At 65.4% G+C, this 21,709-nt stretch carries 18 protein-coding genes; 7 read left to right on the forward strand and 11 right to left on the reverse strand.

Annotation, left to right across the window (positions count from 1 at the left end; all coding sequences use genetic code 11):
• The 6 genes from Q1V43_RS01865 to ppsA all read left to right on the forward strand — a co-directional run.
• Nucleotides 1-1,044 (forward strand): malate--CoA ligase subunit beta (locus Q1V43_RS01865; RefSeq protein WP_300513342.1); only part of this gene is annotated, 1,044 nt, incomplete at its 5' end.
• Nucleotides 1,041-1,928, forward strand: coding sequence for a succinate--CoA ligase subunit alpha (gene sucD, locus Q1V43_RS01870; protein ID WP_300513344.1), 888 nt, complete (start codon nt 1,041-1,043; stop codon nt 1,926-1,928). The genes Q1V43_RS01865 and sucD, both read left to right, overlap by 4 nt.
• Entirely contained in the window at nt 1,928-2,899 is a 972-nt protein-coding gene (locus tag Q1V43_RS01875) for a D-glycerate dehydrogenase (protein ID WP_300513346.1), read from the forward strand. The genes sucD and Q1V43_RS01875 overlap by 1 nt, the downstream gene beginning before the upstream one ends.
• A gap of 23 nt (nt 2,900-2,922) precedes the next feature.
• Nucleotides 2,923-3,900: a CoA ester lyase gene (locus tag Q1V43_RS01880; RefSeq protein ID WP_300513348.1), complete on the forward strand. Its 978-nt coding sequence runs from the start codon at nt 2,923-2,925 to the stop codon at nt 3,898-3,900.
• Between the two features lie 6 nt (nt 3,901-3,906).
• A complete protein-coding gene (locus Q1V43_RS01885; protein WP_300513350.1) occupies nt 3,907-5,163 on the forward strand; it encodes a DUF4147 domain-containing protein in 1,257 nt (418 codons plus the stop codon).
• 237 nt (nt 5,164-5,400) lie between these two features.
• Nucleotides 5,401-7,779 carry a phosphoenolpyruvate synthase gene (ppsA, locus tag Q1V43_RS01890; RefSeq protein WP_300513352.1) on the forward strand — a complete coding sequence of 793 codons (2,379 nt, stop codon included), beginning with the start codon at nt 5,401-5,403 and terminating at the stop codon, nt 7,777-7,779.
• Nucleotides 7,780-7,835: 56 nt separating this feature from the next.
• Here ppsA and phnE read toward each other — a convergent pair whose 3' ends face one another.
• Genes phnE through Q1V43_RS01910 form a run of 4 tightly spaced genes read right to left on the reverse strand, consistent with a single transcriptional unit; the run spans nt 7,836 to nt 12,128 of the window.
• Nucleotides 7,836-8,594, reverse strand: coding sequence for a phosphonate ABC transporter, permease protein PhnE (phnE, locus tag Q1V43_RS01895; RefSeq protein WP_300513355.1), 759 nt, complete (start codon nt 8,592-8,594; stop codon nt 7,836-7,838).
• Nucleotides 8,594-9,376, reverse strand: coding sequence for an ATP-binding cassette domain-containing protein (locus Q1V43_RS01900; protein WP_300513357.1), 783 nt, complete (start codon nt 9,374-9,376; stop codon nt 8,594-8,596). Before Q1V43_RS01900 ends, phnE begins: the two co-directional genes overlap by 1 nt.
• A complete protein-coding gene (locus Q1V43_RS01905) occupies nt 9,373-10,248 on the reverse strand; it encodes a phosphate/phosphite/phosphonate ABC transporter substrate-binding protein (protein ID WP_300513359.1) in 876 nt (291 codons plus the stop codon). Before Q1V43_RS01905 ends, Q1V43_RS01900 begins: the two co-directional genes overlap by 4 nt.
• Nucleotides 10,248-12,128, reverse strand: coding sequence for a cytochrome c peroxidase (locus Q1V43_RS01910; protein ID WP_300513361.1), 1,881 nt, complete (start codon nt 12,126-12,128; stop codon nt 10,248-10,250). Before Q1V43_RS01910 ends, Q1V43_RS01905 begins: the two co-directional genes overlap by 1 nt.
• Before the next feature lie 93 nt (nt 12,129-12,221).
• On the opposite strand from Q1V43_RS01910, the gene mntR reads away from it, so the two are divergent.
• On the forward strand, nt 12,222-12,674 hold the full coding sequence (gene mntR / locus Q1V43_RS01915; RefSeq protein WP_300513362.1) for a manganese-binding transcriptional regulator MntR: 453 nt from the start codon (nt 12,222-12,224) through the stop codon (nt 12,672-12,674).
• A gap of 121 nt (nt 12,675-12,795) precedes the next feature.
• Here the strand turns inward: mntR and Q1V43_RS01920 are convergent, their stop codons facing one another.
• The 7 genes from Q1V43_RS01920 to Q1V43_RS01950 form a co-directional block, all read right to left on the reverse strand.
• Nucleotides 12,796-13,503 (reverse strand): ferric reductase-like transmembrane domain-containing protein, encoded by a 708-nt coding sequence (locus Q1V43_RS01920; RefSeq protein ID WP_300513364.1) that lies wholly within the window; start codon nt 13,501-13,503, stop codon nt 12,796-12,798.
• 187 nt (nt 13,504-13,690) lie between these two features.
• A complete protein-coding gene (locus tag Q1V43_RS01925) occupies nt 13,691-14,857 on the reverse strand; it encodes a hypothetical protein (protein WP_300513366.1) in 1,167 nt (388 codons plus the stop codon).
• Nucleotides 14,847-15,281 (reverse strand): hypothetical protein, encoded by a 435-nt coding sequence (locus Q1V43_RS01930; RefSeq protein ID WP_300513368.1) that lies wholly within the window; start codon nt 15,279-15,281, stop codon nt 14,847-14,849. Before Q1V43_RS01930 ends, Q1V43_RS01925 begins: the two co-directional genes overlap by 11 nt.
• Nucleotides 15,282-15,299: 18 nt before the next feature.
• Nucleotides 15,300-17,708, reverse strand: coding sequence for a copper-translocating P-type ATPase (locus Q1V43_RS01935; RefSeq protein ID WP_300513370.1), 2,409 nt, complete (start codon nt 17,706-17,708; stop codon nt 15,300-15,302).
• A 73-nt stretch (nt 17,709-17,781) separates the two neighbouring features.
• Nucleotides 17,782-18,675: a ribose-phosphate diphosphokinase gene (locus Q1V43_RS01940; RefSeq protein WP_300513372.1), complete on the reverse strand. Its 894-nt coding sequence runs from the start codon at nt 18,673-18,675 to the stop codon at nt 17,782-17,784.
• On the reverse strand, nt 18,672-20,186 hold the full coding sequence (locus tag Q1V43_RS01945; RefSeq protein ID WP_300513374.1) for a thymidine phosphorylase family protein: 1,515 nt from the start codon (nt 20,184-20,186) through the stop codon (nt 18,672-18,674). The genes Q1V43_RS01940 and Q1V43_RS01945 overlap by 4 nt, the downstream gene beginning before the upstream one ends.
• A complete protein-coding gene (locus Q1V43_RS01950) occupies nt 20,183-21,568 on the reverse strand; it encodes an MBL fold metallo-hydrolase (RefSeq protein WP_300513375.1) in 1,386 nt (461 codons plus the stop codon). The genes Q1V43_RS01945 and Q1V43_RS01950 overlap by 4 nt, the downstream gene beginning before the upstream one ends.
• Between the last annotated feature and the right edge of the window lie 141 nt (nt 21,569-21,709).

The raw sequence follows: 21,709 nt of genomic DNA on the forward strand, positions 1-21,709 counted from the left end.
GGCCGTGGCAAGGCGGGCGGCGTGCGGCTCTGCGACACGGAAAACGAGATCTACGAGGCCTGCGACGACATGTTCGGCCGCAAGCTGGTCACGCATCAGACCGGGCCGGAAGGCAAGGGCATCTACCGCGTCTATGTCGAAAGCACGGTCCAGATCGACCGCGAGATCTACCTGGGCTTCGTGCTGGACCGCACCAGCCAGCGGGTGATGATCGTCGCCTCCTCGGAAGGCGGCATGGAGATCGAGGAAATCTCGGCCGAACGACCGGACAGCATCGTGCGGTCGATCGTCGAGCCCGCCGTCGGGTTGCAGGAATTCCAGGCCCGCGAGATCGCCTTCAAGCTGGGGCTGGAGCCGCATCTGATCCAGCACATGGTGCGCACGCTTCAGGGCTGTTACGCCGCTTTCAGCGATCTGGACGCGACCATGGTCGAGATCAACCCGCTGGTGGTCACGGGCGACCAGCGGGTGGTCGCGCTGGACGCCAAGATGAGCTTTGACGAGAACGCCCTGTTCCGTCACCCGCAGATTGCCGAGCTGCGCGACAAGTCCCAGGAAGACCCGCGCGAAAGCCGCGCCGCCGACCGGGGGCTGAGCTATGTCGGGCTGGACGGAAATATCGGTTGCATCGTGAACGGCGCGGGCCTGGCCATGGCCACGATGGACACGATCAAGCTGGCTGGCGGCGAGCCCGCGAACTTCCTGGACATTGGCGGCGGCGCCTCGCCCGAACGGGTCGCCAAGGCCTTCCGCCTGGTCCTGTCGGACGACAATGTGCAGGCGGTGCTGGTCAATATCTTCGCCGGCATCAACCGCTGCGACTGGGTGGCCGAGGGCGTCGTTCAGGCGCTGCGCGAGCTTGAGCTCGACATTCCCGTGGTCGTGCGCCTGGCCGGCACCAATGTCGAAGAGGGGCAGAAGATCCTGGCCAAGTCCGGCCTTCCGATCATCCGCGCCACCACCCTGATGGAAGCCGCCGAACGCGCCGTGGGCGCCTGGCAGAACGACCTGACCCAAGCCACCAGAATGAGGGCCGTGAAATGAGCATTCTTCTTGACCGAGACTCGCGCGTCATCGTGCAGGGAATTACCGGGCGCATGGCCCGGTTCCACACCCGGGACATGCTGGCCTATGGCACCAATGTCGTGGGCGGTGTGGTGCCCGGCAAGGGGGGCGAGACCGTCGAAGGCGTGCCGGTTTTCGACACGGTAAAAGAGGCCGTCGAGGCCACCGGGGCCGATGCCTCGCTGGTCTTCGTGCCGCCGCCCTTTGCGGCTGACAGCATCATGGAAGCGGCTGACGCGGGCATTCGCTATTGCGTCTGCATCACCGACGGGATCCCGGCGCAGGACATGATCCGGGTGAAACGCTACATGTACCGCTATCCCAAGGACAAGCGCATGGTGCTGACCGGGCCGAACTGCGCGGGCACGATCAGCCCGGGCAAGGCTCTGCTGGGGATCATGCCGGGCCATATCTATCTGCCGGGCCATGTCGGCATCATCGGACGCTCGGGCACCTTGGGCTATGAGGCTGCCGCGCAGCTGAAGGAACGCGGCATCGGCGTGTCGACCTCGGTCGGCATCGGCGGCGACCCGATCAACGGGTCGAGCTTCCGCGACATCCTCGAATGGTTCGAACAGGACAAGGACACCCATGTCATCGCCATGATCGGCGAAATCGGCGGCCCGCAGGAGGCCGAGGCGGCGGAATACATCCGCAACCATATCACCAAGCCGGTGGTCGCTTACGTGGCCGGTCTGACCGCGCCCAAGGGCCGCACCATGGGCCACGCGGGCGCGATCATCTCGGCCTTTGGCGAAAGCGCGTCGGAGAAGGTGGAAATCCTCTCTGCCGCCGGTGTCACCGTGGCCGAAAACCCCGCTGTGATCGGGGAAACCATCGCCCGAGTGATGGAGGCCGCGTGATGGTGAAACCCTCTGTCTTTGTCACACGCCGCTGGCCCGCCGCCGTCGAGGCGAAGCTGGCCGAGGATTACAACGTGGTGCTGAACACCAGTGACAAGCCGCTTTCGCCTGCCGAAATCCGCAGCGCGCTGAAAACCCATGACGCGGTGCTGCCCACCGTGACCGATACGCTGAATGCCGAGGCCTTGGACGCTCCCGGTGCGCAGACCCGCATCCTTGGCAATTACGGCGTCGGCTACAGCCATATCTGCGCGGCATCCGCCCGCGATCTGGGCCTGACCGTGACCAACACGCCCGACGTTCTGTCCGAATGCACCGCCGATCTCGCCATGACGCTGATGCTGATGGTGGCCCGGCGGGCAGGTGAGGGCGAACGCGAGCTGCGCGCGGGCGGCTGGACCGGCTGGCGGCCGACCCATCTGGTGGGCACGAAAGTGTCCGGCAAGGTGCTGGGCATCATCGGCTATGGCCGCATCGGGCAGGAGATGGCCCGGCGCGCACACCATGGGTTCGGCATGGAGGTGGTGGTCTACAACCGCTCCTGCGTGGCGCCCGAGGTGCTGGCCCGGTGCAACGCCACCCAGGTGGACACGATCGAGGAGCTGCTGCCGCGCTGTGACTTCGTCTCGCTGCATTGTCCGGGAGGGGCGGAGAACCGGCACCTGATCAACTCCAGACGGCTCGACCTGATGACGCCCGATGCCTTCCTGATCAACACCGCGCGGGGCGAGGTAATCGACGAGTTTGCCCTGATCCAGGCGCTGCAATACGACCTGATCGGCGGCGCCGCGCTGGACGTTTTCGACGGCGAGCCGCGCGTCAGCCCCGAGCTTCTGCACTGCGACAACCTGGTGATGCTGCCGCATCTGGGCAGCGCCACGAAGGAAGCGCGCGAGGCGATGGGGTTCCGGGTGCTCGACAACCTCGCCGACTTCTTCCAGGGCCGCGACCCGCGCGACCGCGTCATCTGACCCCATAGGACAAGGACAAAAACATGAGCTTTTACCCCGTAGACCAGGCGCCCGGCCGCCTGAACCGCTCCGAACTCGCCGTCCCGGGCAGCCAGCCCGGCATGTTCGAGAAGGCCGCGAAATCCGATGTCGACGTGATCTTCCTTGACCTCGAGGACGCGGTTGCCCCCGACGAAAAGGACCAGGCGCGCCGCAACATCATCGAGGCGCTGAATGATATCGACTGGGGCACCAAGACCATGTCGGTGCGCATCAACGGGCTGGACACCCATTACATGTACCGCGACGTGGTGGATGTGGTGGAACAGGCGGGGCAGCGTCTGGATCTGATCATGATCCCCAAGGTGGGCACTGCGGCGGATGTCTATGCGGTCGACATGCTGGTGACGCAGATCGAGGACGCGCGCGGCTACGGGAAGCGCATCGGCTTCGAGCACATCATCGAAACCGCCCTGGGCATGCAGAATGTCGGCGAGATCGCCGCGGCCTCGAAACGCAATGAAAGCCTGCATTTCGGGGTGGCGGATTACGCGGCCTCGACCCGTGCGCGCACCACGATCATCGGCGGGGTGAACCCGGATTACGCGGTGCTGACCGACCCGATGGATGACGGCGCGCGCATGACCCATTGGGGCGACATGTGGCACTATGCGCTGGCCCGCATGGTAGTGGCCGCCCGCGCCAACGGGCTGCGTCCGATCGACGGCCCGTTCGGTGATTTCCAGGATCCCGAGGGCTACAGGGCCGCGGCGAAACGCGCCGCCGTTCTGGGTTGCGAGGGCAAATGGGCGATCCACCCCAGCCAGGTCGCGCTGGCCAACGAGGTCATGTCGCCCTCGGATGCCGAAGTGACCAAGGCCCGCCGCATCCTCGAAGCCATGGCCGAGGCCGAGGCGGCGGGCAAGGGGGCGGTGTCTCTGGACGGCCGGCTGATCGATTATGCCTCGATCCGTCAAGCCGAGGTGCTGGTCGAAAAGGCCCAGCAGATCGCGGCGGGCTGACCGGGCATGGCGCCGGATACCGACGCGCTGCGCGCCCGCGCCCGGGCGATTTTCGACCGGGCGGTGGCGGCGGCGGACCCGGCGCTGGCCTTGCGAAAAGAACTGGCGGCACGGCCTCTTCCGGTGCCGTCCGATGGCGGGCGCTGCTTCGTGATAGCGACTGGAAAAGCCGCGCCCGCCATGCTGACCGAGGCCCTGCGTCATGTGGCGGGGCCGCATGTGGCGCTGGCCGTCACCCATCACGAAAACCCGGCCGAGGTGCCCGGCGCCACCGTGCTGCGCGCGGGCCATCCGGTGCCGGATCCGGCCGGTCTGGCCGCCGGGCAAAGGGTGATGGACCTGCTGCGACAGGCGCGCGAGGGGGATCGGGTGATCGCGCTGGTTTCCGGCGGAGGCTCGGCGCTGCTGCCCGCGCCGCTGGCCGGGATAACGCTGGACGACAAGGCGAAAATGAACCGGCTGCTGTTGGGCGCGGGGCTGGAGATCACCCAGATGAACCTCCTGCGCCAGCAGGTCAGCCAGCTGAAGGGCGGCGGGATGCTGCGCCTTGCCGCGCCCGCGCCGGTCACGGCCTATATCCTGTCGGACGTGATCGGCGACGACCTGCGCACGGTGGCCAGCGGGCCGACGGTGGCGCCGATCGGCCCGCGCGACGAGGCCCGCGCCGTGGCGATGCAGGCGGGCCTCTGGGCGCGGCTTCCGGGTTCCATACGGGCGCGTCTGGAGGAAAGCGCCGCGCCCGCGCCACAGCCGCCTGCGCCCGAAAACATCCTGATCGGATCGAACCGCCAAAGCCTTGAGGCCGCGCGGGAAGCGGCGGCGCAGGAGGGCGAGGCGCTGATTGTCTCGGATGCTCTGGTGGGCGACGTGGGCGATGCCGCCGAGGTGATCCTGCGGGCCGCGAAAGGGCAGGGGCCCTGCGCGCTTTTGTTCGGTGGCGAAACCACCGTGCGGCTGACCGGCGCGGGGCAGGGGGGGCGCAATCAGGAACTGGCCCTGCGGATGGCGTTACGGGCCGGGGAGCTGGGCGGGCACTGGCTGTTTCTCAGCGGCGGCACCGACGGGCGCGACGGGCCGACCCCGGCGGCGGGCGGCTTTGCCGACGCGGGAACCTGCGCGCGGATCCGGGCGGGCGGTCTGGACCCCGCGGCGCTGCTGGCCGACAATGACAGCCACCGCGCGCTTTGTGTGGCGGGCGACCTGTTGCAGACCGGCGCGACCGGGACCAATGTGGCGGATATCCAGATCCTTCTGCGGGGCTGACCCGCGCATCTGGCACCATATACGCCGGGCCTCCATAGCCCGTGTCACAGCCCGGTTCCAGCCTATAGCCGCGTCCCGCAGGCAGCTTTGCCCGGAAATCGCGCCGAAGGGTTGGCCGCCATGATACGCATCAAGGCGAAGGGGCGCCGAGGCGAATACCCTGTCCACGATCTGCATCATCGGCATGGGGGGATTCACGTCGTTTTGGTCCCGTCCATACAGGATAGGAGACCGGAAATGCCCCGTTTCGCCCCTCTCGTGATCGGTTTCGACAAGGTCCACCGCACCGACACAGGCCTGGTCGGCGGCAAGAATGCCTCTCTGGGAGAGATGATCACCACCCTTGGCGCCAAGGGGATTCACGTTCCGCCCGGGTTTGCGACCACCGCCGATGCCTATCGCGATTACCTCTCTGCCAATGGGTTGGAGGCGGCGATCTCGCGGGAACTGGGCGCGCTGGAGGCAGGGCGCATCCCGCTGCAGGAGGCGGGCCGAGCGATCCGGTCCATGATCCTGGGCGGGGACTGGCCGGAGGCGACAGAGCGGGCAATCCTTGCGCATTACCGCAGTCTCTGTGAAACCGCCAAGGAGCCGGACGCCCCCGTTGCCGTCCGTTCCAGCGCCACCGCCGAGGATCTGCCCGAAGCCAGCTTTGCCGGCCAGCAGGAGACCTTTCTGAATGTCATTGGCGAACGGGCGCTGCTTGAGGCCTGCCGGAAATGCTATGCCTCGCTGTTTACCGACCGGGCCATCTCCTACCGGCAGATCCACGGGTTCGATCACATGCAGGTGGCGCTGTCGGTCGGGGTGCAGCAGATGGTGCGCGCGGATACCGGCGGTGCCGGGGTGATGTTTTCGATCGACACGGAATCCGGGTTTCCCGATGCGGTCCTGATCAACGCCGCCTGGGGTCTGGGGGAAAACGTGGTGCAAGGGGCCGTGGCCCCGGACGAATACCAGGTCTTCAAACCGTTCCTGGACAGCCCCGGCCTGGTGCCGATCCTGGAAAAACGGCTGGGTGCCAAGGCGGTCAAGATGATCCTGGACCGGGATGGCAGCCCGCGCAACGTGCCCAGTTCCAAGGCCGAGCGCGAACAATATGTCCTCAGCGATGCGGAAATCCTGACCCTGGCCCGCCAGGCCCGGGTGATCGAGGATCACTATGGCATGCCGATGGACATGGAATGGGCCCGCGACGGTGTGACCGGCAAGATCTACATCGTGCAGGCCCGGCCCGAAACCGTGCAATCGCGCGCCGACGCGGACAGCCTGAAATCCTACACCGTGCAGGATCCGGGGCCTGTATTGCTGACCGGGCTGAGCGTCGGCAGCGGTGCCGTCGCGGGTCGGGTCTCGATCATCGAAAGCGCCGATGACATCGGCCAGTTCGTCGAGGGTTCGGTTCTCGTGACCGGCACGACCGATCCCGACTGGGTGCCGATCATGAAACGCGCCGCCGCCATCGTCACCGATCATGGAGGCCGCACCTCCCACGCGGCGATCATCAGCCGCGAACTGGGCCTGCCCGCCCTTGTCGGCTGCGGCAATGCCACCCATGTTCTGCACGATCAGCAGGACGTCACCGTGTCCTGCGCGGGCGGTGAAGACGGGACCGTGACCGCCGGGCTGTCGCAGATCGTCACCACAGTGGAGCCGCTGGACAACCTGCCACGGCCCGAAACACGGGTCATGCTCAACCTCGCCAACCCCGGCGCTGCGCTGCGCTGGTGGCGGCTGCCGGTGGATGGGGTCGGACTGGCCCGGATGGAGTTCGTGATCAGCAACGCGGTGCGGATCCACCCGATGGCCCTTGCCCGCTTTGATCGGGTTCACGACCCGGAAACCCGCGCGCGGATCGAACAGCTGACCGCAGGCTACGACCGAAAGACCGAGTATTTCGTCGACCGGCTGGCCCGTGGCCTGTCCCGGATTGCCGCCTTCTGCTACCCCAAGCCGGTGATCATCCGCATGAGCGACTTCAAGACCAACGAATACGCCGATCTTCTGGGTGGCCGCCCGTTCGAGCCTTCCGAGGAAAACCCGATGATCGGGTTCCGGGGGGCCTCGCGGTATTATTCGGATCACTACCGCGACGGGTTCGCGCTGGAATGCCAGGCGATCGCGCGGCTGCGCGGGCAGATGGGGTTTGACAACGTGATCGTGATGATCCCCTTCTGCCGCACCCCGCAAGAGGCCGACCGGGTGCTGGCGGTGATGGCGGAACACGGGCTGAAGCGCGGAGAGGACGGGCTGGAGGTCTACGTCATGTGCGAAATCCCTGCCAATGTCCTGCGCGCGGCGGAGTTCGCGCAGCGGTTCGACGGGTTTTCCATCGGCTCCAACGATCTGACCCAGTTGACGCTGGGCATCGACCGCGATTCCGATGTCTTGTCCAACCTGTTCCGCGAGGATGACCCGGCCGTTCTCTGGATGATCGAAACAGTTGTCCGCGAAGCGCACAAGGCCGGATCAAAGGTCGGCTTCTGTGGCCAGGCCCCCAGCAATGACCCGGCCTATGCCCGGCGGCTGGTGGAGTTGGGCGTCGACAGTATCTCGGTCACGCCCGACAGCTTCCTGCAGGTCCTGCGCAACGCAGCGGATGCGGAAGCGGGCTAAGGCACCTCGCCCGTGTTGTGGCCGGGATTTCCGCGGGGCGGGGGGCGCTGTCCCCGTCAGGAAAAGCGTCGACGCAGAATGACGTTGAAGGCTTCGATGGCCACCACCATGACAACCACGGCAAGCGTGGCGCTCGCGGCCTTGTCATATTGAAAGGAACGCACATAGGTCTGGATGTAAAAACCGATCCCCCCGGCGCCGACAATGCCAAGGATCAGTGACTCGCGCAGGTTCAGTTCAAACCGGAAGATGGTGTCGCGCGCGACCACGGGGGCCATCTGGGGCCAGATCGCATGGCGAAGCCGCGCCAGCGGTCCCGCGCCCGCGCTTTCCAGCGCGGCGAGGGGCGCGGGCGACACCCCATCGATCGCTTCGGCATAGAATTTGGCCAGCATGCCCGTCGCGTGGAAGGCAACCGCAATGATGCCGGGCAGGGGGCCAAGCCCGACCGCGCCAACCATCAGCATGGCCACCAGTATCAGCGGAATGGCCCGGATGACGGCCAGCACGGTTCGGACCGGGCGATGAATGGCCGGTGGGGCCATCGTCCCGGAGGCGAGAAGACCCAGCGGAACAGACAAAAGGATCGCGCCAAGCGTCCCGATGACCGCAATCCTCAGGGTTTCGGCGCTGCCTCTGACAATCTCGTCCATCACCGAGGGATCGGGCGGGAACATCCGGCCCAGAAACTCGGCAATCCTTGGTCCGGCGGCGGCGAGACGTGTCATTTCGACATCGGTGGTGACGAAGGACCAGAGGACGACACCGGCAATCACGACGGCGGAGATGAAGCTGCCAAACCCACGCGACCGCATCAGGTCACGACCTTCAGGCCGGTGCCGGACATCTGCGCGGCGTCCCGGTAGAGGTCCGCCGCGGCATCCTCGGACAGGTCGGACACCGGTACGTCGAAAGCGATCCGCCCGTCCCGCATGCCGACGATGCGCTGTGCGAAACGTCGCGCAAGCTCCGGCTGATGCGACGAGAACAGGACGGTCGCGCCACGCGCCCGCGCCGCCTCTGTCAACAGCGTCAGGATTTCCGCGGCGCGGGTCGGGTCGAGGTTGCTGACGGGCTCGTCCGCCAGGATCAATCGCGGCTCCTGTGCAAGGCATCGTGCAATGGCCACACGTTGTCTTTGTCCGCCGCTAAGGCTGTCGACCCGGCGGTCGGCAAGATCCGAAATTCCGCAATCGTCAAGCGCGCTCCGTGCGACCTGGATATCCCGTTCGGTGGGTGATCCCAGAAAGGCCCGGAGCGGCGACATTCGTCCCAGACGGCCGTTGAACACGTTGCGCAGGACGGTCGAGCGCTCGACCAGGGCGAATTCCTGAAAAACGAAACCGGTGTCCGGGCGCAGGGCGCGCGGCGGCGGATAGTCCGGGTCGAGCGATCCGCCAAGGACCGAGACCCGCCCGCGCCAGTCCCGCAGCCGGCCGTCGAGCAGCGTCAGAAGCGTCGTTTTCCCGGCGCCCGACGGCCCCAGAAGCGCGACGATCCCGCCCGCCGGAAGCGAAAGCGACACATGCGCCAGCGCCGGGGCATCCACGCTGGAATGGGCAAAGCTGACATCGTCGATCTGTGCGGCGACACTCATCTCAGAAGCCCGTAGCGGCGCGCCATCTTCCGCACCCCGTCATATGCGCCGGGATCGGAAACAACATAACCGTCCGGACCATAGAGGTAGCGCAGCATGTCGCGGTTCGCCGGGTCGTTGAGTTTCATCATGGCCTCGACAAACCCGGCCTGAACATCGGCGTCAAGCCCGGGACGCGCAATGACGACATGGCTGGGGATCGCTTCGCTTTCCGCGATCCAGGTCACGTCGGCCTGCTGTTCGGGGGTAAGCAGCAGGTCGGCATACTGGCTTGCGCCCGCGGCATCGACAAGGCCCTCGGCCATGGCCTGCATCGCCTGCTGATAGCCGCCCGCGAAAAAGGCGCGGCCAAAGAACGCATCCGCCTTTCCCGGAGCTTCGATGAGACCCGCGCGCATGAATTCGTCAAGCGGATAGAGGTAGCCCGACTCCGAAATCGGATCGGCGAAGGCAATGTTGCGGCCGCGCAGGTCGGCCAGCGTCCTGATGCCACTGTCGCGGCGCACGAAGATGCGGCCGGTATAGCTTGGCGCATCGCGGTAAACCTCTGACAACAGGGGCACCGCGCCGATCTCGGCCTCGGCCAGCACGAAGGGCAGGGCGCCCATGAAGGAGATATCCGCGTCGCCGTTGCGCAAGGCTTCGACGGCGGCGGCATGGTCGATGGTGACGAAGCCTTCGACCGGCATGCCGATTTCATCCGCCAGCCAGCCGGTGACGGATTTGATGTCGCCAAGCAGTTTGTCCGGGTTCTCCTGTGGAATGAAGGCAAGGCGCAGGGTGCGTTCCTGCGCAACGGCCGGGCCTGCGAGAGCCAGGCCAGCGGCGCCTGCCAGGATCAATGCGGTTCTGCGGTTCACTTTGGTCGTCATCAAAACGCCCTCTCGTCAATTGCGGCGGCCTGCGTTTGAAAGGCTGCCCAATGTGTCTCTGCGCTCTCCCAGTCACCTGCGCGCACTGCGGCGCCGACTTCGGCAAGCCGTTCTGCCAGGGCATAGACCTCGGGCCGGGCGGCGAGATTGGACATCGTGCTGGCATCGGCGGAAAGATCCGCCGCGACGGTGTCGGTCAACAGAAGGATGTGCGTGGCATCCCGCCGGGGCAGCAGGGTGTTCAGTGTCGACGCGAAGGTCGTCAGCTCGGAAAAGGCCAGCCGGAAGGCGGTGTTTTCCCCGTCGAAGACCTGGTATGGCGCATCCGCCGACCCGACGGTTTCGAGGTAGGCGGTAAGGTCCGCGCGTTCCGTATCCGTCAATCCGAGGGACTTCGTCTCGTCGAACCAATCCACGACTGCGGCCAGGGTGGGCAGGGATCCGTCGTGGAAATACGGGGCCGTATAGACTGTCCCAAGCAGGGTGGGCGTGTCAAAAGCCCCGGCGCGCGCGTCCGCATATGGCGCCGCGGCGGATCCGATGTCATGGGCCTGGCGATCAAGGAAATTCCCGTCCGGGAGGTGGCAACTGGCGCAGGACTTTCCGCCAAGCCCGGCAAATGGACGGTTGAAGATCGCTTCGCCGCGCCGCGCCGCATCCGGGGCCGTGTCGGTCAGCCTGCCATCCGCAGTCACCATGGAGTTCGGCAGGAAGTCGAACTCAAGCATATAGGCGACGATCGCGTCCAGCATGAAGGGCGTCGGTTCTTCTCCGCCAAATTCGCCCACGATGACGTTGCGGGTAAAGTCACGCAGCGAGGCAAACCGACCGTCCCGGCCGTAGGGCCCGGTAAACCGCAGGCCGCGCAGGCTGGGGATGTCGATCGGGTCGTCACGCCGGTCGTTGAAGATCGGGTTGAAGAACGCACCATCCACGTCGATTGCGCCGGGTTGGTGGCTGGCGCCGGGAATGAACAGCCGCTGGTTCACGTCCGACCGGTTGTGGCAGGTTGAACAGGCGATCCCGAGGTCGCGCGCCGGGCTGCCGAAAATCTGTGCGCTGTCAAATAGCATGTCGCCATAGGCAACGAGGGGCAGGTCCGCTTCGTCGATGCCCCGTTCCTCGAAGTTGAGAACGAGCCGGGGCAGCGGATCCTGATCGAAGATGTCCGACCCCGGCGGCAGGCTTGGCGCCAGGTCGATGACGGCTCCGCCGCGCGCCGCGGTTTCCGGCAATGGGGTCAGTGTTTCACGCGGCGCGAAGGCGTCCACGAGGTAGTTCTGCCCGAGATAGTCGGAGATGACCGCGCCGGCCGTGACCATGGTTTGCTTGTCGGCGGAAACTGCACCGGCGCCCAGCACGCCCGATGACCCGGCGCTGCTGTTCAAGTCCAGCCATGCGAGGCCGATGTCACGTGCCGCTTCGGGATCGGCGGCTGTTATGCCATCGGCAAAGGCGCGATAGAGCTCACGGCCCGTCTGTACGGCTTGCCGCGCGGCGGTCGGGTTTTCGGCGATCAGCGCCCGATCCAGTTCTTCCTCGATCCTGCGCGCAATCAGCCGTGTGGCTTCGGCGAACAGCGCCTGCCGGTCCTGTTTCTCGATGGCCCCCAGCAGGGGCGCCGCGTCAACGTTGCTTGCCGATTCCAGCCGGTCCAGCGCTCCGCCGGAAAATTCCGAGTTGCGGTGCGGCTCGGACCAGGCCGTCGCGATCTCGGACCAGGGCAGGGGTTCGAGATTTCCCAGGAAAAGCGTCAGGCGGTAGGCCGCTGCCTCCGGAAGCCAGGGTGCCTCCTTTGCGGGTGTGGCCGACACGGTGCCGGAAAAAACAGCCACGCCGACATACGCCGTGACCAATAGCCTGAGGGATTTCCAGATCAACACAGTCTCCACTGTTGAAAGTTAGCCTAAGCTAACAATCATATCCAAAGCAAAAAAGTTGTCAATCTTTCCTCATCGCTTCAAACTGAGGCCATGACACGTTCGAAAACACATGGCAGCGAAGCCTTTGAAACCGCCGTCAGGGCGCCCGAAGCACAAGCGGAAGGGTTCGCAACCGTCCGCCAGGCCCATGAGACCGAAATGGCGGAGGATTATGTTGAGCTGATTGCCGAGCTCATCGAATCGCAGGGAGAGGCACGGCCGGTAGAGATCGCCGAACGCCTTGGGGTCAAACCCCCGACCGTTACCAAGAACATCTCGCGGCTCGAGGCTGCCGGTTTGGTGCGCCGCGAGCCATACCGCGCCATTTTCCTCACCGAGACGGGGCAGGCACTGGCCGAAACCTGCAAGCGGCGGCATCGGATCGTGGTGGCATTCCTGCGAAGTCTCGGAATTGACGAAGAGACCGCCGAGCGGGATGCGGAAGGCATCGAGCACCATGTCAGCGCGGTGACGCTTCAGGCGTTTGAAAACCATCTTCCCTGAAGAGACCGACGGCGAGCGTGCCCCCCAACCGCGGGGGGGGGGATACGTCATCGTGACTCAGGGCGCCTGACGCTTTTCCGACCACATTCCCGGGCGCGGGCGCCCGGGGAAGGTCACGCAATCACGTGCTCTTGGGAACCAGACCATTGCGCGGGCGTGATTTTCGCCATGTGACCGACGACGCCGCCACCTGCAGGGCCAGGACGACCCCGACCAGACCGACGAAGGGCCATTGGGCCCAGTTCGGCTCTGGTGTCTGGCGGTGAAAATCCAGGAAGTGCAGGAACAGGAAATAGCCGGTATGCGCGACCGACAACCACCACAACACATAGGCGCCACGCTGGATGAACTGCCAGACCGTGGCTCCCAGCAAGCGCAGGCTGCGGTCGTTCGAGGTGAGCGCCAGGATCGCGCCGTAGAGTAGCGCAAGGATCCCGATCAGATTGGCAAGGGCAAACCCGTGCTGCAGCATGACGTATCTTTGCAGCCCCGGGTGGAACTCGAAGCCGACAAGCCGCATGAGATCCAGTTCGACCCAGCCGATCAGGATGATCGTGGCGTGAACCAGTGCCAGCAGCACCGCGTAGATGCCCAGCTCCCGCCGGAAGGGGAGAAACCGGACGGTCTTGCGCCAGAGCCGCGCCATCGGGCCAAGCGCCATCGCCACGGCGACAAGCACCAGGGACATGTCCCCGATGGCCCTGTTCCAGCGGTGCATCGCCGACCATTCGGCGCGGCTGTACAGAAACAGCCCGGTGCCCGCCAGCAGCAGCAAGACCACCACCAGATGGCGTTTCCACCAGACATTCACGATAGATTTCCTGAACAATGCTATATCCTCGCTCGTTCATCCCCGGTGCCATTTCATACAGCGGCGCGCAGGTCCAACGTGACAGATAGGCGCGTTGAAACACAAAGACCGCCGCGGTCGCTGCAACCGCATATAGCACGATCAGTGGGACCGAGCCCAGTTTCATTGCCGTTAACGCATTATAACAATCGCGTCAGAGGGCAATTCAACCAAGCATCTCATTTGGTTTACCGGCATCATCCGCAAAGCTATCCGTGACTTGCGTGCCTGGCAGAAATCGCCGAAGCATCCGCAGCGCCGCGTCAAGGCTCAAGTGATCCGTGATCGTCGTTACGGCGCCGTGTTCCGGGCGGCCACGCTCAAGGATGCTTTGGATGGTCGCATAAGTCATCACCGCGGTCGCTTTGGCCTGATCGCCTGTCTCCAGGCGGATCCGGCCGGTCAGATGGCCGGCATCGTCAAAGCCTTCCAACACGAACCGAGACAGCGAGCGCCCAATTGCAGGGGTCCGCAGAAGCCACCTGGTCAGGCCGCGCGCCTTCCGGCCAATCGCCGGGCCAAGACCCAGGGCGAGAAGGACCGCAAGAAGGCGGGTCATCCAGGCCGGATCGAGAGCTACAAAACTGCGCACGGTTTTCAGCTGTCGGCCTGACCGTTCGGCAATTACCTGTTGCTCCGCAAACCCGTATCCGATGGCGTGGCGTGGAGGGTGGCCCGACCTGAAAGCAAGTTTGCGCCTGAACCGACCGGGGGCGACCTCGCGCGGGACGTGCTCAACAAAGGCGTTGTACGGTTGTCCGGCAGTGCGCAGGAACCACTCTGTCGCTGCAAACCCGTAATGGCGCCCCATTCCCATTTCGACACCAATGTCGATGTGCACGGTGTCCCGGGCTCTGGTCGCAATTTCAGCCGCCAACAGGTTGGTCAACCCCGGCGCCACCCCGACACACAATATCGCGATGCCGCCCCCCGGGGTGCCCTCCAGGGCTTTCTGTATCGCGCTCAGATAACCGGGTGTGGCCGATGTCTCCAAGAACCAGCCGCCGCGCTCGACGACCTGCCTGGCGACCGAGGGCGGCGTAACCTCGGTCAGATTGACCACGATGTCCTTGGGGGACGTCGTCAGGTTCCCGCCGCCGGAAAGGTCGAAAGAAACATGGCGCAGCCGATCGCCAAATTGGCCGTCATGCCCCCCGGCATGCCTCGATACCACCGTGACGGCGGCATCGGTGTTTTCCAGCAGCAGCCTTGCCAGCCGGGATCCCACGTCGCCAGATCCGCCCAGCAGGACAATTCTCTTTGCCTGAACACCAGTCCCGCCGGCAGGCTGAACCGGACCGGACCGGTGCTCTTGCGGCCGTTCAGCGGGCATGTCGTTCCACCCCGCCGCGGCCATGGAGCCACCACCCGTAGAGCAGTCCGCCCGCGAGGGCAGGGAGGACGCCCGACAGGATGAACAGCCCGCCATTCTCACCCCCGCCGAAATAGTCGAACCGGGCGTCGATACGGCTGCACAGCCAGGCGCAATAGCTGCCGACGGCGGCCATGATCGCCGCACTCGCCCCGATCGCCGCGCGCCCGGAAAACCGGCCCTCGACCAGCAACAGGGTCAAGCTGCCGACGACGGCCCCCATCGCGATCCCGCAGGTGGCTGTCCAGACGGCCTTGCCCGCCAGACTGCCAGTCGGAAACAGCAGCATTCCCCAGACGAGGAAATAGAAGAGCTCGGCAAGGCTGGTCAGCGCAATGGCGCTGCCAAGGATAAGCGTCGCGCGCTGACCAGCTTGCCGTTGCATGGCGTGTGCTTCCCTTTCTCAGAACTTCAGCCGGCGCAATCGCAGCGCGTTGATGACCACCGAGATCGACGAGGCGGACATCGCGAAGGCGGCGAACATCGGGCTGATCAGGATGCCCAGGAAGGGGAACAGCACACCTGCGGCTACGGGAACCCCCGACGCGTTGTAAATCAACGCAAAGAACAGGTTCTGGCGGATGTTGCGCATGGTTGCACGCGACAGGCGGCGCGCGCGGACGATGCCGTCAAGGTTGCCTTTGACCAGCGTGAACCCCGCGCTTTCGATGGCCACATCGGCCCCCGTGCCCATGGCGATGCCGACGTCCGCCTGCGCCAGTGCCGGCGCGTCGTTGACCCCGTCACCGGCCATGGCGACCTTGGCCCCCTCGGCTTGCAGATCCCGGATGATCCGGGCCTTGTCCTCGGGCAGGACGTCGGCGCGGATCTCGTCGATCCCCAGACGTCCGGCGACGGCCTTGGCGGTGCGTTCATTGTCGCCGGTGGCCATGATGATCCGGAAGCCAAGCTCGTGCAGCGCCTTCAGCGCGGCGGGAGTGGTTTCCTTGACCGGATCGGCCACGCTGACCAGCCCGGCGATTTCATCGCCCAGCACCACGAACATTACGGTTTCGCCTTCGTCGCGGCGGGAGTTGGCCTTTTCGATCAGCGTGTCGGCCTGCAGCCCCATATCGTCAATCAGCGCGAGGTTGCCAAGCGCCACGGCCCGACCGTCAACCACGCCCTTGACGCCCTTGCCGGTGACGGCTTCGAAGTCATCGGCCTTGGCCATGTCCACACTGCGGTCCTCGGCGCCGCGCACGATGGCTTCGGCCAGCGGGTGTTCCGAGCCGCGTTCCAGCGAGGCGGCGAGGCGCAGAACCTCGGCCTCGTCATGGCCGGGTTCGGGCAGGACCGCGACCAGGCGTGGCTTGCCTTCGGTCAGGGTGCCGGTCTTGTCCACCAGCAGTGTGTCGATCTTTTCAAACCGTTCCAGCGCCTCGGCGTTCTTGATCAGGACACCCGCCTGGGCACCGCGACCGGTGGCGGTCATGATCGACATCGGCGTCGCAAGGCCAAGGGCGCACGGGCAGGCGATGATCAGCACCGCCACCGCGGAGACCAGCCCGTAGGACAGGGCGGGTTCGGGCCCCCAGAGCGCCCAGCTGACAAAGGACAGGATCGCGATCAGGATGACGGCCGGAACGAAATACCCCGCAACCATGTCCGCGTATTTCTGGATTGGCGCGCGCGAGCGTTGCGCGTTTGCGACCATCTCGACGATCTGGCTCAGCATGGTGTCCGCGCCGACCCGTGTGGCCTCGATGACCAGCGATCCGGTGCCATTGATCGTCGCACCCGTCACCGGGTCGCCGGCCACTTTTTCGACCGGGACCGGCTCGCCGGAAATCATGCTTTCGTCGATCGAGGAGCGGCCTTCGACGACGACGCCATCGACCGGAACCTTGTCCCCCGGAACCACGCGCAGGTGGTCGCCGACCAGGACGTGTTCCAGCGGCACTTCTTCTTCCGTACCGTCGGGGCGGATGACACGGGCCGTCTTGGCGGCCATGTCCAGCAGCGCCCGGATGGCCTTGCCGGTGCCTTCGCGAGCGCGCAGCTCCATCACCTGACCCAGCAGGACCAGGGTCACAATCACCGCCGCGGCCTCGAAATAGACGCCGACGACGCCTGTCTCGGGATCGCGGAAGCCCTCGGGAAAGATCTGCGGCGCGATCACCGCCACCATCGAAAAGGCATAGGCCGCCGCAACGCCCATCGCGATCAGCGAAAACATATTGAGCTTCATCGTCCGGAACGAGTTCCAGCCGCGCACGAAGAACGGCCAGCCCGACCAGAGGATAACCGGAGTGCCAAGCGCCACCTCGATCCACAGCGTCGTCTTTTCACCAAAGAACTCGCGCAGTTCCGGGTAGCCCACATAGGGCGACATCGTGAGGATCAGCAGCGGTATCGACAGGATCGCACCCACCCAGAAACGCCGGGTGAAGTCGATCAGCTCGGGGTTCGGCCCATCCTCGGCCATTGCTGCGGATTCAAGTTCCAGACCCATCCCGCAGAGCGGGCATGACCCGGGCTGGACCTGTCGGACCTCGGGATGCATCGGGCAGGTATAGATGGCTCCGTCATAGTCTGGGGGCACCTTGTCGTAATCCCCGCCGCCGCCGTGGGCCGCCGAATGGGCGTGATGCCCGTGGTGATGCCCATGGTCATGATCGTGGTGGCATTCCTCGCCGCTGCCTTCGGGCACCAGGTGCATATTGCATTTCGGGCAATCTCCCGGTTCGGTCCGCCGAATTTCCGGGTGCATGGGGCATGTATAGACGGTCCCTGCAAAATCGGCAGGGATTGTGTCCGGCTCGATGGCCTCGGAAGGCCCCGGCTTGTGCGCGTGGGTGTGCTGCGTCATGCGATATATCCTTGCTCAATGGCGTGTCGTGTTCGGCGAAGCCCGTCCGGGCCGCGGAATTCAAGTTCAGGTATCATGTGATCCTGCCTGTTTTTCTTGCAACGTCCGCCAGCAGCGGTGCGACGGAGATTTCGTTGCTGTCGTGGGTGATCGTGTTTGTCGAAACAATCCGGGCGGCGCCGGCGGCCAGAATATCCTCGTAGGCCGATCCGGCGAAGACCGCGTGGATGACGACACACACGGCGGCGTTTGCCCCGAGTGCGTCGAGGTGCTGCAGGGTGCGCACCATCGTTTGGCCGGAGGAGGCTATGTCATCGAGGATCACCGGTGTGCCGCCGCGCAATGTGTCGCTGTCCGGCAGGCTGACCTCGACGGCGCGATCGCCACGCCGGATTTTTTGCAGCACCTCATACGGGCGCTGCGCCAGCCTTGCGACTTCGGCCACCCATTGCTGGCTTTCGCTGTCCGGCCCAAACAGGACCGCGTCGGGTATGTTTTTCCCGATCCAGTCCGCGATGACCGGCGCGGCGGCGGCATGTGCCGCCGGGATTGCAAACAGGCGCGACAGGTCGGGATTGCGGTGCAGATGCGGATCGACCGTGGCCAGCCAGTCGAAGCTTTCCCCGAGGAAGGCAGAAAACAACGGCGCACTCAGGGCTTCGCCCGGATGGAACCGCTTGTCCTGACGCATATAGCCCAGGTAGGGCGCAATCAGCCCGACGCTTTGCGCCCCGAAAGCCCGTGCGGTTTCAGCCGCGAAGCGCAACGGCAAGGCCAACCGGTCCGGGTCGCGCAATGTGGCCAGGAAGATCACCTCCCGCCCGGCCAGATCAGGCGGCAAAGTCACCAGGCTTTCCCCGTCGGGAAAATGCCGCCACGCCAGGTCCAGCTGCTCGGCTCCGAGCAACGGCGCCAGGTCGGCGGCAAGCGGTCGCATGTCCGGAAAGGCGAGGATCACGGGTTTCATGGGGTCTCCGATATGGCAAAGGCCTGCGATTGGCTGTTGGCATAATCCTTGGCATAGGCGAGTTCGCCAGGGGTTTCGGCATGGATTTCGAACAGGGGCGCGCCGGCGGTGACACGGTCGCCGACCGACGCCTGCAGGAACACTCCCGCGCCCTGCTGGCGCGGTGCGCCGGCAAGCTTGGCGATCCGGGCAATCAGGCGATTGTCGAGCGCCGTAATCGTGCCGGATTGCGCGGCCAGAACCGGGGTGCGATGCGCCGCGCGACGGGGCTCACGGAACCCGCCCTGCGCCTCGCAGATCGCCATGAATTTCGCCGCCGCCGCGCCGCTGTCCAGCAGTTCAGCCGCCCGATCCCGGCCCCGCCCGGCGACGCCGCTCTGCGCCATGTCAAGCAGCAACCCGGCCAGATCAAGCGCGCGCGCGCGCAAATCGGCAGGGGCGTCGGGATCGCCTCGCAGCACGGCCAGAACATCGCTTGCCTCCAGTGCCGGACCGATGCCCCGCCCGACCGGGGCTGTTCCGTCGCTGACATGCACGGCAAGCTTCAGCCCGATGGCCTCTGCCACCCCCGCAAGGTGGGCTTTCAGAGTTTCCGCATCCCCGGCGGAGCGCACCTTGGCCGACGGGCCAACCGGGATGTCGATCAACACGTCACTCGCCCCGACAGCGGCCTTTTTCGACAGGACACTGGCGACCATCTGGCCGACGCTGTCAAAATCGAGCGGCCGTTCGATGCGGATCAGCAGGTCGTCCGCCGGGCTCAGGTTCAGCTTGCCGCCCCAGACGACGCACCCGCCTTCGGCCTCGACAACCCGGCGCAGGGCCCGCGTGTCCAGATCGACCGGCGCCATGACCTCCATCGTGTCTGCGGAGCCTGCCGGGGAGGTGATCGCCCGCGAGGAGGTTTTCGGGATCAGCTGCCCCGCCGCCGCGACAATCGCGACAACAATCGGTGTGGTGCGATTGCCCGGCAAGCCGCCGACACAGTGCTTGTCCAGCACCTGCGCCCCGCCCCAGTCAAGCGTTTCGCCCGCCGCCTGCATTGCCCGCGTCAAGGCCATGGTTTCCGCCAGGGTCAACCGGTCCCCGGCGCAGGCGGTGACAAATGCCGCCAGATCAAGATCGGACAGCCGGTTGTCGAGCGTGTCGGCAATGATGCCCGCGAAGGCGGCCTGGTCCAGCGTCTGGCCATAGGCCTTGGCCCGGATCGAAGAGGCCGAGGCCGGCGGTTCGGGATGTGAAAACCGGGCCAGCGCCCCTTCGGATGCGCCCAGACCGGTCCAGGCGGCTTCGGAAAGCGCCGCGGTGTCCACACCCAGCCAATCCGCCCCCGACACGACATTGAGCGTCGCCGTGACCCTGCGCCCCGCCAGTTCGATCTGGATGCGGGTCATGGCGGCAAACCCTTCGGAACGGCAGATGTGGCAATCCTCGTGCATGTAGACGACCGGCTGGCTGTAAGTGTCGATCCCGGCCCGGGTCAGGGGCAACATATCCGCGTGTGCCGTCATGTCGGGCGATCCAGGCGGATGGTTTCCAGATGCTCGGGCACACGGGCATTCCAGCCCAGTTCGTGCTCCACGCGGAACCGCAACCTGTCCGAGGCCTGCGGTTCGCCATGGGTCAGATAGGTCATGCGCGGCGGCCGGTCGGCGCCTTGCATCCAGTTCAGGATTTCATCGCTATCCGCATGGCCGGAGAAGGCCTTGAGCTGGATCACCTCGGCCCCGATCGAAAACTCGCGTCCGAAGATGCGCAATTGCCTTGCGCCTGCCGCCAGCGCCGCGCCGCGCGTTCCCCCGGCCTGGAAACCCGACAGAAGGATCGCGTTTCGGGCATCGCCGCCAAAGCTCGCGATATGGTGCAGGATCCGCCCGCCGGTCAGCATGCCGCTGGCGGAAATGATGATCATCGGACCATGGCGGGTGTTGAGCGCTTTCGAATCCTCCACCGTATTGACCCGTTTCGCGAGCTCGAACATGCGCAGGCAGTCTTCGGCGGACACGTGATGCTCTTCATGGAACCGGTGGTAGATATCGGTTGCATCGACCGCCATCGGGCTGTTCAGGAAGGTCGGCGTATAGGGGATCTCGCCCCGTTTCTGCAGCCGCGCGATATGGTACATCAGGCCCTGGGCACGTCCGACCGCAAAGGACGGAATCAGCACGGTCCCGCCGCGCGCGAATACGCGCCTGAGGATCGGGGCAAGTTCCGCTTCCGCTTCGGCCGGGTCATGGGTGCGGTTGCCGTAAGTGGATTCGCATACCAGCACATCGGCCCCGCCAAATCTGCGCGGCGGCCGCATCAGGGGGTCTGCATCTCGTCCCAGATCGCCGCTGAAATGCAGGACCGTTTGGCCGATTTTCAGACGGATCTGGGCCGCGCCCAGAAGATGGCCCGCAGGGATGAACGTCGCGCTGATCCCGTCGCCAAGGTCGACAGGCTGATCAAAGCGCACCGTCCGGAACCGCTCCAGCGCCGCCTCGGCGTCCTTCAGGGTATAAAGCGGCGTCGGGTTCTTGTGTTTCGAATAGCCCTTGCGGCGGGCATAGCGCGCCTCTTCTTCCTGGATATGCCCGCTGTCGGGCAGGATGAGGCCACACAGTTCCCTGCTGGCCTCGGTGCAGATGACCTTGCCCCGAAATCCCGCGCGGACCAGTGCCGGAATATATCCCGAATGGTCAAGATGAGCATGGGTAAGTAGCACCGTGTCTATCGTGTTCGGCCGGGCCGGAAACGGTTTGCGATTGCGCTTTCGCAGTTGCTTGAACCCCTGGAACAGGCCGCAATCGACCAGGATACGGCGCTCTCCGGCCTCGACCAGGTAGCGCGAACCCGTCACGGTGCCGGTCGCACCAAGAAACCGCAGGGAAGGCTGGCTGAAACGGGTCATGGGCATGTCTCCTTTCCAATGACCAGAGAGGTCGAAGCCGAAAAAGCGTCGTTGCTGTCGCGCAGCCTGGAACACCGGCGGCTAAACCGGCGGCGGAACTGACGTCATTCAAGAACCAAGGTCTTTCAGGGCATCAGTCCC

The organism is Aliiroseovarius sp. (assembly GCF_030148435.1).
GTDB lineage: Bacteria > Pseudomonadota > Alphaproteobacteria > Rhodobacterales > Rhodobacteraceae > JASBTN01.